This is a genomic window from Pseudalkalibacillus decolorationis, assembly GCF_024609785.1.
Taxonomy (GTDB): domain Bacteria; phylum Bacillota; class Bacilli; order Bacillales; family Fictibacillaceae; genus Pseudalkalibacillus; species Pseudalkalibacillus decolorationis.
In genome coordinates, this window is sequence record NZ_JANHJQ010000005.1 from 154,692 (window position 1) to 168,704 (window position 14,013).

The window sequence follows — 14,013 nt, forward strand, 5'->3', positions numbered from 1 at the left end:
TAGGATTCTACTTTTTACTCTTTTGATTCTATGCTATCTTTATCGTTTTCGAATTAAATTTGTTATTTAACGGGCTTAGTTCATGTTCACTTTCTATGGCTTCAAACCCAATGTCATCAAGAATCGCTTGAACTTCTTCCAAGAAAATTGAAGTACTGGAGCCTTCGTTCACTTCACAGAGACGTTTTAAATAGTCGATTCGTTGCTCGGTTTTCATTTTCTTACAATAACTATTTTTCAAATCTCGTACCGAACAATGTCGTGTTGACGTCATCATACTAATGTCATGCACGTTGACGATATAATGCTCACCGTCTCCGGTAATGAACCCAATCGAATAAAACGTTGATCCTGAGTAATCGACATTGGTGATGACGGGATATGTAAACTCTTCTCCCGTGCTCAAACGAATTCGAGTCGCTTCAATAGCTCCACCTACTTTTCTCTCATTCGTTATCAGTGTATGCATATCAGTGAAACCATGTACATCGCAATTCATTAGAGTTCCTCCCCATCAATAATCGTTCTCATTGATATTCATTCTCAGTTTATATGAGAATTGTTCTCATGTCAACGAGTAAATTATAATTTCCGGAACATTTCAGGATAAATTTGCGTATGTTTTGGTGTGTAATGAAAGGATGGTTTAAGTGAAAAAGACTTTAACAGTGGGGTCTCTTAAGCAAAGTTCGAGCAATAATGTAAGATCGAAGGAAGTTTCTGTTCCTCCAATAAAATCAAATCCAAGGGTGAATAAAACGACGTCAACCGCTCGCATTTATTTTACTCAAAATCGAAGAAGTTTTTCTGTTCCTTTTAAAAAAGGGCAAACCGTATTAGACACTGCACTCACCCAAGGCCACCAGTTAGATTTCAAATGTAAAAAAGGAACATGTGGAAAGTGTCAAATTCAAGTATTAAAAGACGAAGTGGGACTTACGCCGGCGAACGAAGCCGAACAGAAAAGGCTTAGTTCCAAAGTCCATTCAGGTTACCGACTTTCTTGTCAAGCAAGAATGGTCTGACGCTCATTATTAAATCCTATTCCAGAAAAACATCCCGCATTCGTACAATTTCTTGAAATGACTTTGGAGTATCTACAACCAAAACCCTTGTCCCGAGGGGAACGTGATCAAATAACCATTGAATATCATTTTCTTGAAACCTGACACAGCCTGATGTCGCATATTTACCAATTGATTGAGGATTATTATTTCCATGTAATCCATAAATACGTCCGTCCGTGTTTTTGGCATCAAATCCAATCCAACGAGACCCAAGCGGATTATCAGGGTCTCCTCCAGGAATGTCCTTCTTACGATAATAAGGATCTTTTGCTTTTACAACGACAGTGAATTCTCCTTCAGGTGTAAGGCCCGATGATTTACCTGTAGCAACCTTTCCCTCTTTGGCAATTGTTCCGTCATCAAAGAAAACATATGAGTTGGTTTTCTTATTTACAATGAGATACGGATCCCCCGGTATTGGGTTCTCCCCTAACGGCCAGATTGGAGATGAAATGGCAAACACAAAAGCAAGAACTAGGTTAATGGCTCCCACAATAATCCTTCCTTTCCATTCGGTTATACCTTAGTTTGCCCAATCTTACACAGTCATTCATCCCTCGCTTTAAAATAACGCTTGAGGATTAAATATTGTTCCATTTCAGTTAAAAAATAAAACAAAGAAGAGCGCGTCTCAAATTCAGTTCGATCTCGCGGTAAATCCATTTCTCGGAATGAATTTCTTAATTGGTCAAGTTCATCTAAATATTTTTGTGCTGTATTGCCTGGGTGGATCGCATCTGCAATTTTCTCCAAAAAATCGGCAAGCTGATGGCTTTGTATGTAACTTTTATCCAATGATGAAATGATCGGCAGCACCCGTTCAAGAATCTCAAATTGCTTTTCTCTCATTTTAAAATAATTGTAGTACTCGTTTTCATGTCTCAACAAATGATTCTCTATATCTCTAAACGCCAAACTTTTTCCATCCTTTATTAACCGATCTGCAACAACAATCTCTTTTCCGTCCCAATCATTGTCTCCAATTCGCAAAAAAGATGCATATTCTTGTAAAATCTTATGAAATGACCCTTCTATACCACACTGATATTGTTTAAGCTGTTTCTCCATACTTGGCATATATAAATTCACAATTAATGCAACACCGATCCCGATTGATATGATGGCCAGTTCATTCAAAACAATCGGTATAGTAATCTCCTTCATCGTCAATAAGTGTAAAATAATGACGGAACTCGTAATAACACCCTGTTGAATGCGCAGTACCACAGTTGTTGGAATAAACAGCAGTAAAAGTAAACCAAGTACGAATGGATGATAGGTGATTCCTTCAAAGAAAATAAACCCAAAAAGAATCCCGACAATACACGCGATAAACCGTTCCGCGGAACTTATCATTGAACGTTTTCTTGTTACTTGAATCGATAAAATCGCAAGGATTCCTGCCGATATATAATTGTCCAGTTCAAATGCCTTAGCGATTAATATTGCCACTGGTGCAGCAATCGCTGTTTTCAATGTACGGTATCCAATACGAAACACTCGAAAATCCCTCCCCAGCTAAACGTAAAAAAGGGATGACTCTATGAGAATCATTCCCTATATGAACCCATTCTATGATAGATTTTCGGTCCAAAACATCAATGAATTGAATTGAATTGAATTGAAATTCAAAAACAAATCCCAAACAGATTAGCAGCACTTTATCAGCGGTTCTCTTGTCAGTCTTCTTAAAGTATCTTCTCCAAAAACTGTTTTGCCCTTTCAGACTTTGGTTGTGAGAAAAACGTTGCAGGTTTACTATCTTCAACAAGTTTTCCATCATCTAGAAATAGAATTCGATCGGCGAGTTCTCTTGCAAATCCCATCTCATGAGTTACAATCACCATCGTCATTCCAGTATGTGCTAATGACTTGATAACTTCAAGGACTTCTTTTACCATTTCTGGATCAAGTGCAGATGTAGGTTCATCGAACAACATGACCTCAGGCTCCATCGCCAGTGCACGGGCGATGGCTACTCGCTGTTTTTGACCACCAGAAAGACGGTTCGGATACTCATTTTCCTTTTGCGATAAACCAACCTTTTCAATTAGCAATCGCGCTTTTAGAACTGCCTTATCCTTGTCCATTTTTTTAACAGTCATCGGTGCATACGTTACATTTTCAAGTACAGTCATATGGGGGAAAAGATGAAAATGCTGAAATACCATTCCTATTTTCTCTCGAATTTTAAAAAGCGGTGCACGCTTATTTGTAATGTCTTGACCGTTGATTTTAATCACACCGTCCGTTGGTGATTCCAAGCGGTTGAGACATCGCAAGAACGTTGATTTACCGGATCCTGATGGACCAACAACAGCAATAATCTCACCTTGTTCAATCTCAGTGTTAATTCCATTTAAGACTGCTGTACTTCCGAATGATTTATTAAGATTATTTACACTAATCAACGATACTCAACCTCTTTTCAAGAGCTTTCCCAGTTATTGATAAGCACATCACCATTAGATAATAAATGAGTCCGACAATAAGGAGCGGTTCAAAAAAGTAATACGTATCGGCTCCGACAATTTGTGCACGTCTCATAATATCTGTCACGCCGATCACTGAAACGATGGCGGATTCTTTTGTAAGGGTCGCAAACTCATTAACCATTGCCGGCAGAATATTTTTCAAAGCTTGTGGAAAAATGATTTGTCGCATCATCGGTCGATACGAAACCCCAAGTGCTTGTGCAGCCTCGGTTTGGCCTTTATCCACCGCCTGAATCCCTGCTCGGATAATTTCAGACATATAAGCTCCAGAGTTCAATCCGAACGTAAGAATTCCTGCTAAAAACGGGGTGATCTCATAACCTGTCAACTGTGGTGTAGCAAAATAAATGATCGATAATTGCAAAATAAGCGGTGTTCCTCTAAAAACAGACGTGTAGGCACTCGCAAGCCATTTTAGTATCGAGATCCGTGCAATTTTCGATAGTGCCAATATGATTCCTAAAATAAACCCGATAACTGCCGACACAGCAACAAACTTTAACGTGACCAATATCCCTTCAATGATGAATGGAATAGAAGGCACGACTTGGGCAAAATCCAAATTCATGCCTGTGTACACCCCTTTTCTTAGTTGTATGGTTTTGTGTGATTATTTGGTAGTGAACCACTTTTCGGCTATTTGATCTAGTTCGCCGCTTTCCTTCATTTTGTTCATTTCTTTATTGAAGGCTTCCTTTAAATCACTGTTTTTTTGGAATGCAACTGCAGAGCCTGCCGTTTTCTCAGCTGGTTTCTTGATTTCAAATGTATTCAGGCTTTGATCTTTATCGAGAAATCCAAATGCCACCGCGTCCTCAATAATCATCGCGTCTATTCGACCAGATTTAAGCTCTTGTACGATTTCAGGAATCTTATTCAGTTTGACAATTTCAATATCAACCTGCTGCTGGATCTTTTCAGCTTCTTTTTCCTGAATGGATCCTAGCTGAACGGCAATCTTTTTACCTTTTAGATCTTCGATTGTATTGATGTTCGAATCGTTTGTGGTCATCACAAGCTGCTTAGCCGTGTAATAAACCTCTGAAAAATCCACGCTTTTCTTACGCTTATCTGTAGGTGTCATGCCAGCCATCACGAAGTCTACACGATCGTTTTTCAACGCCTCTATTAAACTGTTAAAATCCATATTTTTGATTTCAAGCTCATAACCAAGATTGTCAGCAACCTGCTTCGCGATATCGATATCAAATCCGATAATTTCGCTTCCCTTCGCTGTATCAATATACTCATAAGGTGGGTAATCCGCAGACGTTCCCATTACGATCGTCTTTTTATCACCTTCAGATGCATTACCTGAACTACAAGCCACGAGACTTGCCACAATTAGTAATAAACACATGAACAAACTTATCTTTTTCATTTCCTTACTCCTCCTACCCCTACTATGTTATTTATTTTTATACATAGTAATTAATATTTATTAGTTGACAAGAAGTATAATAGCACAATATAAGGGGTATGGGAAGTGCTTTTATAAGTTTTTATGTATTATTATAATTAGTTAAGACCTTTCGTTGTGATTTGTTCTAATGAATGGTTAGAATCTATAGCTTCGACCTTTTAGTAAACAATCGATTTGAAAGTAGGCTGTTTTGTTTTGAAGTCTTAAATCGTGTAGGATTAAATAATCTTTTTGGGGAAGGAATTTGAGTGGAAAATTTAACGCGAGTTCACCTTTGTAGCCTGCCTTGTTTATCGCACAACCCTCATCTATAAATGGTCGTCTCGGATGATCACGTGGGATTCTCCGTTGTAGGGCCTCTAGTTTTCTAATACTAGTCGGCTTTGTCCTATGCTTGATAATCATTAAATCGCCCCTTTTGAATGAATTTTCTAGTAAATTCTTTATATGAAGGGGAAATTCCTTCTCGTAAATCAATTTGGGTACCGAATTTTGAACACTTTTTAAGATATCGGCGATTCTTAAATTTTATCGGCGAAAGTGAGATTTAATCGGCGTTTTCTCAATTTTATCGGCGAAAGCGAGATTATATCGGCGTTTTCTCAATTTTATCGGCGAAAGCGAGATTATATCGGCGTTTTCTCAATTTTATCGGCGAAAGCGAGATTATATCGGCGTTTTCTCAATTTTATCGGCGAAAGCGAGATTATATCGGCGTTTTCTCAATTTTATCGGCGAAAGCGAGATTATATCGGCGTTTTCTCAATTTTATCGGCGAAAGCGAGATTATATCGGCGTTTTCTCAATTTTATCGGCGAAAGCGAGATTATATCGGCGTTTTCTCAATTTTATCGGCGAAAGCGAGATTATATCGGCGTTTTCTCAATTTTATCGGCGAAAGCGAGATTATATCGGCGTTTTCTCAATTTTATCGGCGAAAGCGAGATTATATCGGCGTTTTCTCAATTTTATCGGCGAAAGCGAGATTATATCGGCGTTTTCTCAATTTTATCGGCGAAAGCGAGATTATATCGGCGTTTTCTCAATTTTATCGGCGAAAGCGAGATTATATCGGCGTTTTCTCAATTTTATCGGCGAAAGCGAGATTATATCGGCGTTTTCTCAATTTTATCGGCGAAAGCGAGATTATATCGGCGTTTTCTCAATTTTATCGGCGAAAGCGAGATTATATCGGCGTTTTCTCAATTTTATCGGCGAAAGCGAGATTATATCGGCGTTTTCTCAATTTTATCGGCGAAAGCGAGATTATATCGGCGTTTTCTCAATTTTATCGGCGAAAGCGAGATTATATCGGCGCTTTCTCAATTATATCGTCGTATTGTAATTATAGGAACTCATGGATAAAATCTAAAGAAAACTCGGCTAGCGCCAAGCCTTAGCGCAGGTGATCGCCGTAGTTGCGCTTATACTATAGAAAGTATTTTTATACTTTCTTAACGTGTAAACAAAAAAACTCTGCTTAAATGCAGAGTTTTGTTCACTATGTATTGGCGCGCCTACCAGGACTCGAACCCAGAATATGAGAGCCGAAATCTCATGTGATATCCAATTTCACTATAGACGCAATTTCATCTGACAAGTACTTATTTTACGCAAAATAAGCGAATCTGTCAAGAAGTTTTTTCTTTACTTGGTATAAACTTTCCCCTCTTGTACAAAGCAATACTCCCCCGAATCTTAGTCAAAAAACGTAACCATTTCACAAATTCAAAAAAAATTTTAAAAAATCACAAAAATAGGGTAAACATTTCTGAATATCTGTTATATAATAGAATTATTATTTTAAATCTGTATCAATACAGTGTTCGTTCAATATTAAAAGGAGGGAATCTAATTGAATTGTCAGACTTGTAATGGAAATGGCGAATTGGAATGTACATCTTGTTCTGGAGAGGGCTTTTATGAAGAGGAAACGCACTGTGACAAATGTAAAGGAGAAGGTTGTATCAGCTGTCATCGATGTTCAGGAAATGGTTTGATTGATTAGAAACTAGTACTAAAGACCCGGAACCAAGTTGTCATTTAAGGGAGGAATTGAAAAATTGGAAAAGGTAATCGAGCATTATCCGCAAGATGTCAAACTCGTTGGTTCACTTTCCTCGGAACATCAAAAAGTGTTAACACCTGATGCAATGAAATTTTTAAGAGAGTTACATGTTCAATTTAATGAAAAACGAAGGCAATTGTTACAAAACAGAATATCTAGGCAGGAAAGAATCGACCAAGGAGAACTCCCGGATTTTTTACCAGAAACAGCTTCTATTCGAGAGGGAAATTGGACAGTCGACCCTGTTCCTCAAGATCTTCTGGATAGAAGGGTTGAAATCACCGGTCCTGCCAGTGATCGTAAAATGGTCATCAATGCATTTAATTCAGGTGCAAAAGCTTTTATGGCTGACTTTGAAGACTCGAACTCTCCTACATGGGGAAACACATTAAATGGCCAAATTAATTTGAGGGATGCGATTAATCGGACGATCGAATTTACGACATCTAATGGAAAAAACTACATGTTAAATGCAAAAATCGCCACTCTTATTGTCAGACCAAGAGGATGGCATTTACAAGAAAAACATGTACTCATTAACGACACCCCCATTTCAGCTAGCTTGTTTGACTTTGGCCTGTTTATTTATCATAACGGCAAAAATTTACTTAACAATAAATCGGGTCCTTATTTTTACTTACCAAAAATAGAAAGTCATCTAGAAGCTCGTCTTTGGAACGATGTCTTCCTATTTGCCCAAAACTATTTGGAAATTCCACAAGGTACGATTAAGGCAACCGTTCTCATTGAAACGATCCTTGCGACTTTTGAAGCAGACGAAATATTATATGAATTAAAAGAACATAGCGCTGGTCTGAACTGTGGACGTTGGGATTATATTTTTAGTTACATTAAAAAGCTTAGAAACCACGAAGCTTTTATTCTCCCTAACCGGTCTTTGGTAACAATGTCTGTTCCGTTCATGAGAGCTTATACACTTTACATTATCAAAACTTGTCATAAACGAGATGCCCATGCAATCGGCGGGATGGCCGCGCAAATCCCAGTGAAAAATGATATGGAAGCAAACGACAAAGCCATGGATAAAGTACGAGTTGATAAAGAGTTGGAAGCTGAAAACGGGCATGATGGTACTTGGGTTGCACACCCCGGACTCGTACCGATCGCACTTGATGTCTTCGATAAAAGTATGCCAACAAACAATCAGTTTCACAAAAAAAGAGAAGAAGTAAACATAACAGCACAACAATTGTTAGCTGTACCTAAAGGCGAGATAACAGAGGATGGACTTCGCATGAACATTAGTGTCGCCATTCAATATATTGAAGCCTGGTTACGTGGAAAAGGTGCTGTCCCTTTGTACAACTTAATGGAAGATGCTGCTACGGCTGAAATTTCAAGAGCTCAAGTTTGGCAATGGATTCGCCATCCGAAAGGTAGATTGGTAGACGGTGAACCGATTACCTCCGAGCTGGTAGAAGTCTTCATAGACCAAGAGATGGAGAAAATCAAAGGGCAAATTGAAAAGGAACAATACCAATCATCCAAATTTCCTTTAGCAGTAAACCTGTTTAAACAACTTGTTTTTCAAGACAAATTTCGCGATTTCTTAACGTTACCCGGGTATGAGTATCTAATATAAAAATGGGAGGAATGTTGAAAATGAATCGAGTTCAAGAAGCAGACGCATTATCTAAGGAATGGGAAAAGGAACGATGGAATGGAATCGAAAGGCCTTACTCTGTTGAAGATGTTCTGCGACTCCGTGGAACTGTTCTGGTTGAGCACACATTAGCAACTAGAGGAGCAGAACGATTAAGGGAAATGCTCCATACAGATCTTTATATAAATGCTCTCGGAGCACTAACTGGAAATCAAGCCGTTCAACAAGTAAAGGCTGGTCTAAAAGCAATTTACTTAAGTGGTTGGCAAGTCGCCGCGGACGCGAATTTATCTGGTCAGATGTATCCGGATCAAAGCTTGTATCCTGCTAATAGTGTTCCTCAAGTAGTCAAACGAATAAATCAAGCTCTTGGCCGTGCAGATCAAATTGATCATATGGAGGGAAAGAATGAGACAGAGTGGTTTGCTCCGATTGTAGCGGATGCGGAAGCAGGATTTGGTGGTGTATTAAATGTATTTGAATTAATGAAGGGAATGATTGAAGCGGGTGCAGCTGGCGTTCACTTTGAGGACCAACTCTCGTCTGAAAAAAAATGTGGTCACTTAGGTGGCAAGGTTCTGCTCCCTACTCAACAGGCTGTTCGAAACTTAATTTCTGCACGTTTAGCAGCAGATGTAATGGGTGTTCCAACTGTTTTGATTGCAAGAACGGACGCGAATGCTGCTAGTTTAATTACCAGCGATGTCGATCCATATGACCAACCATTTCTTACAGGTGAACGTACGTCTGAAGGTTTTTATAACACGAAGGCTGGGCTGGAACAAGCTATTTCAAGAGGATTAGCTTATGCACCGTATGCAGACCTCATCTGGTGTGAAACCTCAGAACCCAACTTAGAAGAAGCTAAACGCTTTGCAGAGGCGATCCATCATCATTTTCCAAATAAACTTCTTGCTTATAACTGCTCACCCTCGTTCAATTGGAAGAAGAAGCTAGATGAACAAACCATTGCAGAGTTTCAAAAAGAATTGGGTAAAATGGGGTACAAATTCCAGTTTGTTACACTTGCTGGGTTCCACGCGTTAAACCATAGCATGTTTGAACTGGCACACAGTTACAAAGATCGAGGTATGGCTGCTTATTCTGATTTTCAACAAGCTGAATTTGCCAGTGAACCATACGGATATACCGCTACTAGACATCAACGGGAAGTCGGAACTGGCTATTTCGATGAAGTCACACAAATCATATCTGGTGGAACATCCACTACAACTGCCCTTAAAGGGTCTACTGAAGAGGAACAGTTTACAAAATAAGATCTTCTTACCTCATAAGAAAAGCGCAAGCGCCCTGCTTAGCCACGAAGGTCACTGGAAGACCGACGAAGAGGCTCGGTCCAAACAGGTTCGGCCCTGCGTGGGAATACACAGGATGCAAATCAGTGTGTTGCCGCCGCAGGAGGACTGAAGTGATCCAAGTGGCTGGGCGCTGGAGCTAGACATCACTTCTATGCCTACAAAATTTTATACTTTCTTACCTTTATAAAAAGGATGACTCGAAAACAGAGAGTTATCCTTTTTATACATTAAATGGATTATCGTTTTTTGACCTTATTTCACAACATCCTGAGATAAAGCCATCCCAATAAGTGCCTTTTTGGTAATTTTACCAACATCCGTTTTCGGAAGCTCTTTAAGGTTATTTTTTAAAAAACAGAAATAGAGATATAACCATTAATACAACACCAGCAATTCGATCGAAATTAATAGGAAGCGTTTTTCCTCCAAACAGTCCAAAATGGTCGATAATCATCCCGATAACTAGTTGTCCTAATATGGCAGCAATAATTGCTGTAGCAGCCCCCACTCGAGGGATTGTAACCACCATTATAAAGATATATAAGGCACCGAGCACTCCAATAAACCATTTCCAAGTATGAAATGAAAAAAGAGCCCCTAAACTTCCTTTCCCAAAAAATATGGTACCCAAGAGTAAGGCTAGTGTACCTACTGAATAAGCCACAAACGCTGCTTCTATAGTTCCCATTCTTTTTCCTAATTCACCATTCACGCCGGCTTGAAATGCTAAACCGGCACCACCGATGATACTCAACAATAAAAAAAACCAATTCATCTCGCTCACCCTTTAGCATAACAACTTTTCCTTTTGTTTTTGTTAATCCGGTAGAATAACTAACTTTGTAGTGTAAAGGCATGTTAGTTAGAAAAATAGAAAAATTAAATGCCCCCTATATCGACCATTAGCACAGAGTTGTTCGCAAAGAAAATAGAAATATACTTCCAACAAAGATAAAGAAAACTTAGCAAAGCCAAGCCTTTGGTGCCGGCTGAGCTTTAGTTGCGCTTATACTATAGAAAGTATTTTTATACTTTCTTAACGTGTAAAGAAAACTTGGCTAGCGCCAAGCCTTAGCGCTGGCGATCGCCTTAGTTGAACTTATACTATAGATAGTATTTTTATACTTTCTTAACGTGGAAATAACAACACCTAATATGGCGCCTGAAAACCCCAAGACCCTCGAAGGAACATCCATTTTGTCCTCCTCAATTCGACTCGATGATTTCATTACATTGTAATTGTATTATAGTTATGGTATTTATAAAAATGAAGGAATTAGATATATGACATCAATAAAATTGATATCAAAAGAGGGAGAATATAAAGTGGATTTGGATGATTTAAAAATATTTAAAATCATTGCTCAAGAGAATAGTTTTACTCACGCAGCAAAAAGACTTAATTATGTTCAATCTAATGTCACCGCACGAATAAAACGGTTAGAATCTGAACTTAACACAGAATTATTTTATCGTCATTCACGCGGCGTTACAGTAACGCCTACAGGTAAAACGTTATTACAATTTACGGATAGATTGTTTTCTTTAGTGGAAGAAACAAAAAAAGCCCTAAGTAACGATGGGATCCCCCGTGGGCCGTTATCAATAGGCTCCATTGAATCCACCGCCGCTGTATGGTTGCCTCCTTTGTTAACTACCTTTATGAAACAATTTTCTATGGTTGATTTATCTCTAAAGGGCGGTACTACGGAGGAATTAATCAACGAAGTATTAGAGTATCAACTTGACGGAGCTTTTGTTGCAGGTCCTGTAGATCATCCTGAGCTTTTGCAGCATCTATTTATTGAAGAAGAATTAGTTTTAATCACAGATAAAGAACACTCTTATTTAAAATCGTTTCAAGATATTAGTCAAAGAACTCTTCTTACCTTACAGCATGGTTGCATTTATCGACAACAAGTTGAAACTTGGCTTGATGCGGAGGGAATTTATCCTAAAAAGAGGATGAGATTTTCCACACTAGAAGGTCTTTTCGGTTGCGTAAGAGCAGGACTAGGGATTGCCCTTTTATCAAAATCTTATGTTGACCACCTTCCATTAGCGAATGAATTACACTTTTACTCGCTCCCCGATCAATATTCAAAAGTATCTACGGTCTTTATTCATAGAAAAGATGTTTTGCTAACACAAGCTTTCAAAGAATTTGTAAAAGCAGTTGGAATTAAACTAAACTATGAAACTTAACCATAGGTAATAAACCTAAAAGACCATTTCTAAGGTAACGCTGACGTATGTAGAATTTTTCAACTATGTAAGTGGACTGACCCCAAAAGCTCCAGCCCACTTCTGTTCCGGTTCGAAAACAATTAACAGTGCTTTTCAAATGCTTCTTGAAGCTTTTTAACAACCTCAATTGGTTCAGAACCTTCAATTTCATACCGTTCGACCATTGAAACCAATTTTCCGTCCTTTAATAATGCGAAGGAAGGAGACGATGGCGGATATCCTGTAAAATAGGAGCGCGCTTTTTCAGTTGCTTCTTTATCTTGACCGGCAAATACTGTGACTGCATGATCAGGCTTTTGTTCACCTTTGTGCAATGCATAACCTGCTGCAGGCCGTGCAATTCCTCCCGCACATCCACATACAGAATTCACTAACACCAATGTCGTGCCTTCTTTCGCAAATGCTGTATCTACTTCTTCCGGGTTTGTAAGCTCTTGGAACCCTGCTTCCTTTGCTTCATTACGTGCTGTTACCACAACATCGTTCATAAAAAAGTTAAAATTCATATTCATTCCCACACACACTTCCTTCCGTGTTCCATTTATCTCTATTTTAAGGCGAATGGATACCCAGTGCAAATCAATACACTTAGAATCTGTTAATCGTAAACTTGACATAGCGAGATAGGTCTTAAACTTTTCTCAACATCAAATTTCTTCCGGTTGAAGACCTATTCTTAAAGAGCAAAAAAAAAGCAAGCACTCAGCTCACTTTTTAAAGGGGTTTAGGGGGTATAGAGGTGTTGTACTTTTTATATACCCCGTCCACTCTTATATAAAACAAGAATTTCATACTTTTTTCTACAAATTATTGAAGAGCTGTTTTCAACGTTTTAATATTATCCCTCATAATGCTGAGATAATCCTCATTTTGATTGAGTTGCTTTTCTGTCAGGGATTCGAGATTACTTAAGTAAAGAACTTCTGCGTCGATGTCTTTCCCTATCATTTTTGCAATGTCTGAGGAGATGTTTCGTTCAAGTAAAATGTGTGAAATTTTATTTGATCGAGCAAAATCGATAATCTCTTGAACTTCCTTCTGTGTCGGTTCATGCGAAGGTGAAGTCCCGGTAACAGGCACCTGCTCTAGTCCATAGCTTTCTTCCCAACGACCGTATGCACTATGTGCTACAATAAACTTCCTAGTCTTTGCCCCATCGACAACCTTTTGAAATTCTTTATCCAAAGCATGTAACTCTTCTTTTAGTTGTTTATAATTCTTTTCAAACTCATTTTCTAATCCTGGTTTTTCATCGACCATCGCATCTTTAATTGTTTCTGCTAACTCAATTGCAAGCAGCGGATCCAGCCATACATGTGGATCTTCTTCCCCGTGATGTCCATGCGCTTCTTCATGTACGGCACCTTCCTGCTTTTCCTTTTCAGCGTTATGTTCTTCATTCTCTTCATGAGAACCTATTCCGGATGAGGCGTTTACAAACTGCACCTCTTGTTCGTTAAGGGACTTTTTTGCTTTGTCGATAAAACCTTCGAATCCTTCTCCGTTATATATTAGTAGGTCTGCCTCTGCCATTTTAATAAGTTCTTTCGTTGTCGGTTCGTATGTGTGTCCATCTGAACCCGGCGGCACGATCGATTGTACATTAACTGTCTCTCCACCGATTCTCTCGGCAAAATATTGTAAAGGATAGATTGATGTATAGATCATCAACTCGGATTTGTCAGCGTTTTGTTGATCTGATTCTGATGAACCGCATCCTGTAAGTAGTAATGGAACGATAAGTAATAATGCTAAAATTCTCAATGATGC

Annotated in this window: 14 protein-coding genes and 1 tRNA gene; 4 read left to right on the forward strand and 11 right to left on the reverse strand. The window is 38.7% G+C overall.

The window, feature by feature from the left end; all coding sequences use genetic code 11:
* Positions 1-28: 28 nt before the first annotated feature.
* The gene (locus tag NON16_RS06660) at positions 29-499 is read right to left on the reverse strand and encodes a hypothetical protein (RefSeq protein ID WP_257347981.1); all 471 of its coding nucleotides are present in this window, start codon (positions 497-499) and stop codon (positions 29-31) included.
* A gap of 250 nt (positions 500-749) precedes the next feature.
* On the opposite strand from NON16_RS06660, the gene NON16_RS25595 reads away from it, so the two are divergent.
* Positions 750-1,025, forward strand: a complete 276-nt coding sequence (locus NON16_RS25595; RefSeq protein WP_372508759.1) for a 2Fe-2S iron-sulfur cluster-binding protein — start codon at positions 750-752, stop codon at positions 1,023-1,025.
* 16 nt (positions 1,026-1,041) lie between these two features.
* On the opposite strand, the gene NON16_RS06665 is transcribed toward NON16_RS25595, so the two are convergent.
* The 7 genes from NON16_RS06665 to NON16_RS06690 all read right to left on the reverse strand — a co-directional run bounded on the left by NON16_RS06665 (position 1,042) and on the right by NON16_RS06690 (position 6,570).
* On the reverse strand, positions 1,042-1,560 hold the full coding sequence (locus NON16_RS06665; RefSeq protein ID WP_257347982.1) for a L,D-transpeptidase: 519 nt from the start codon (positions 1,558-1,560) through the stop codon (positions 1,042-1,044).
* Between the two features lie 53 nt (positions 1,561-1,613).
* Positions 1,614-2,567 (reverse strand): aromatic acid exporter family protein, encoded by a 954-nt coding sequence (locus tag NON16_RS06670; RefSeq protein ID WP_257347983.1) that lies wholly within the window; start codon positions 2,565-2,567, stop codon positions 1,614-1,616.
* A 188-nt stretch (positions 2,568-2,755) separates the two neighbouring features.
* The gene (locus tag NON16_RS06675) at positions 2,756-3,478 is read right to left on the reverse strand and encodes an amino acid ABC transporter ATP-binding protein (RefSeq protein WP_257347985.1); all 723 of its coding nucleotides are present in this window, start codon (positions 3,476-3,478) and stop codon (positions 2,756-2,758) included.
* Positions 3,471-4,130, reverse strand: a complete 660-nt coding sequence (locus NON16_RS06680; RefSeq protein ID WP_257347986.1) for an amino acid ABC transporter permease — start codon at positions 4,128-4,130, stop codon at positions 3,471-3,473. Before NON16_RS06680 ends, NON16_RS06675 begins: the two co-directional genes overlap by 8 nt.
* A gap of 42 nt (positions 4,131-4,172) precedes the next feature.
* Complete coding sequence (locus NON16_RS06685) at positions 4,173-4,943, reverse strand: transporter substrate-binding domain-containing protein (protein ID WP_257347988.1); 771 nt, start codon at positions 4,941-4,943, stop codon at positions 4,173-4,175.
* Positions 4,944-5,120: 177 nt separating this feature from the next.
* Positions 5,121-5,390 (reverse strand): nuclease-related domain-containing protein, encoded by a 270-nt coding sequence (locus NON16_RS25600; RefSeq protein WP_372508755.1) that lies wholly within the window; start codon positions 5,388-5,390, stop codon positions 5,121-5,123.
* A gap of 1,104 nt (positions 5,391-6,494) precedes the next feature.
* Positions 6,495-6,570: transfer RNA gene (locus NON16_RS06690), tRNA-Arg, on the reverse strand.
* Positions 6,571-7,048: 478 nt separating this feature from the next.
* Between NON16_RS06690 and aceB the strand changes: the two genes are divergently transcribed.
* The gene (gene aceB, locus NON16_RS06695; RefSeq protein WP_257347989.1) at positions 7,049-8,656 is read left to right on the forward strand and encodes a malate synthase A; all 1,608 of its coding nucleotides are present in this window, start codon (positions 7,049-7,051) and stop codon (positions 8,654-8,656) included.
* A 20-nt stretch (positions 8,657-8,676) separates the two neighbouring features.
* Positions 8,677-9,954, forward strand: a complete 1,278-nt coding sequence (gene aceA, locus NON16_RS06700) for an isocitrate lyase (protein WP_257347991.1) — start codon at positions 8,677-8,679, stop codon at positions 9,952-9,954.
* 382 nt (positions 9,955-10,336) lie between these two features.
* Here aceA and NON16_RS06705 read toward each other — a convergent pair whose 3' ends face one another.
* Complete coding sequence (locus tag NON16_RS06705; protein ID WP_257347992.1) at positions 10,337-10,771, reverse strand: DMT family transporter; 435 nt, start codon at positions 10,769-10,771, stop codon at positions 10,337-10,339.
* Between the two features lie 509 nt (positions 10,772-11,280).
* On the opposite strand from NON16_RS06705, the gene NON16_RS06710 reads away from it, so the two are divergent.
* A complete protein-coding gene (locus NON16_RS06710; RefSeq protein ID WP_257347993.1) occupies positions 11,281-12,201 on the forward strand; it encodes a LysR family transcriptional regulator in 921 nt (306 codons plus the stop codon).
* A 122-nt stretch (positions 12,202-12,323) separates the two neighbouring features.
* Here the strand turns inward: NON16_RS06710 and NON16_RS06715 are convergent, their stop codons facing one another.
* Both NON16_RS06715 and NON16_RS06720 read right to left on the reverse strand, forming a co-directional pair.
* Positions 12,324-12,755, reverse strand: coding sequence for a BrxA/BrxB family bacilliredoxin (locus NON16_RS06715; protein WP_257347995.1), 432 nt, complete (start codon positions 12,753-12,755; stop codon positions 12,324-12,326).
* Positions 12,756-13,050: 295 nt separating this feature from the next.
* Entirely contained in the window at positions 13,051-14,007 is a 957-nt protein-coding gene (locus NON16_RS06720) for a metal ABC transporter solute-binding protein, Zn/Mn family (RefSeq protein WP_257347996.1), read from the reverse strand.
* Between the last annotated feature and the right edge of the window lie 6 nt (positions 14,008-14,013).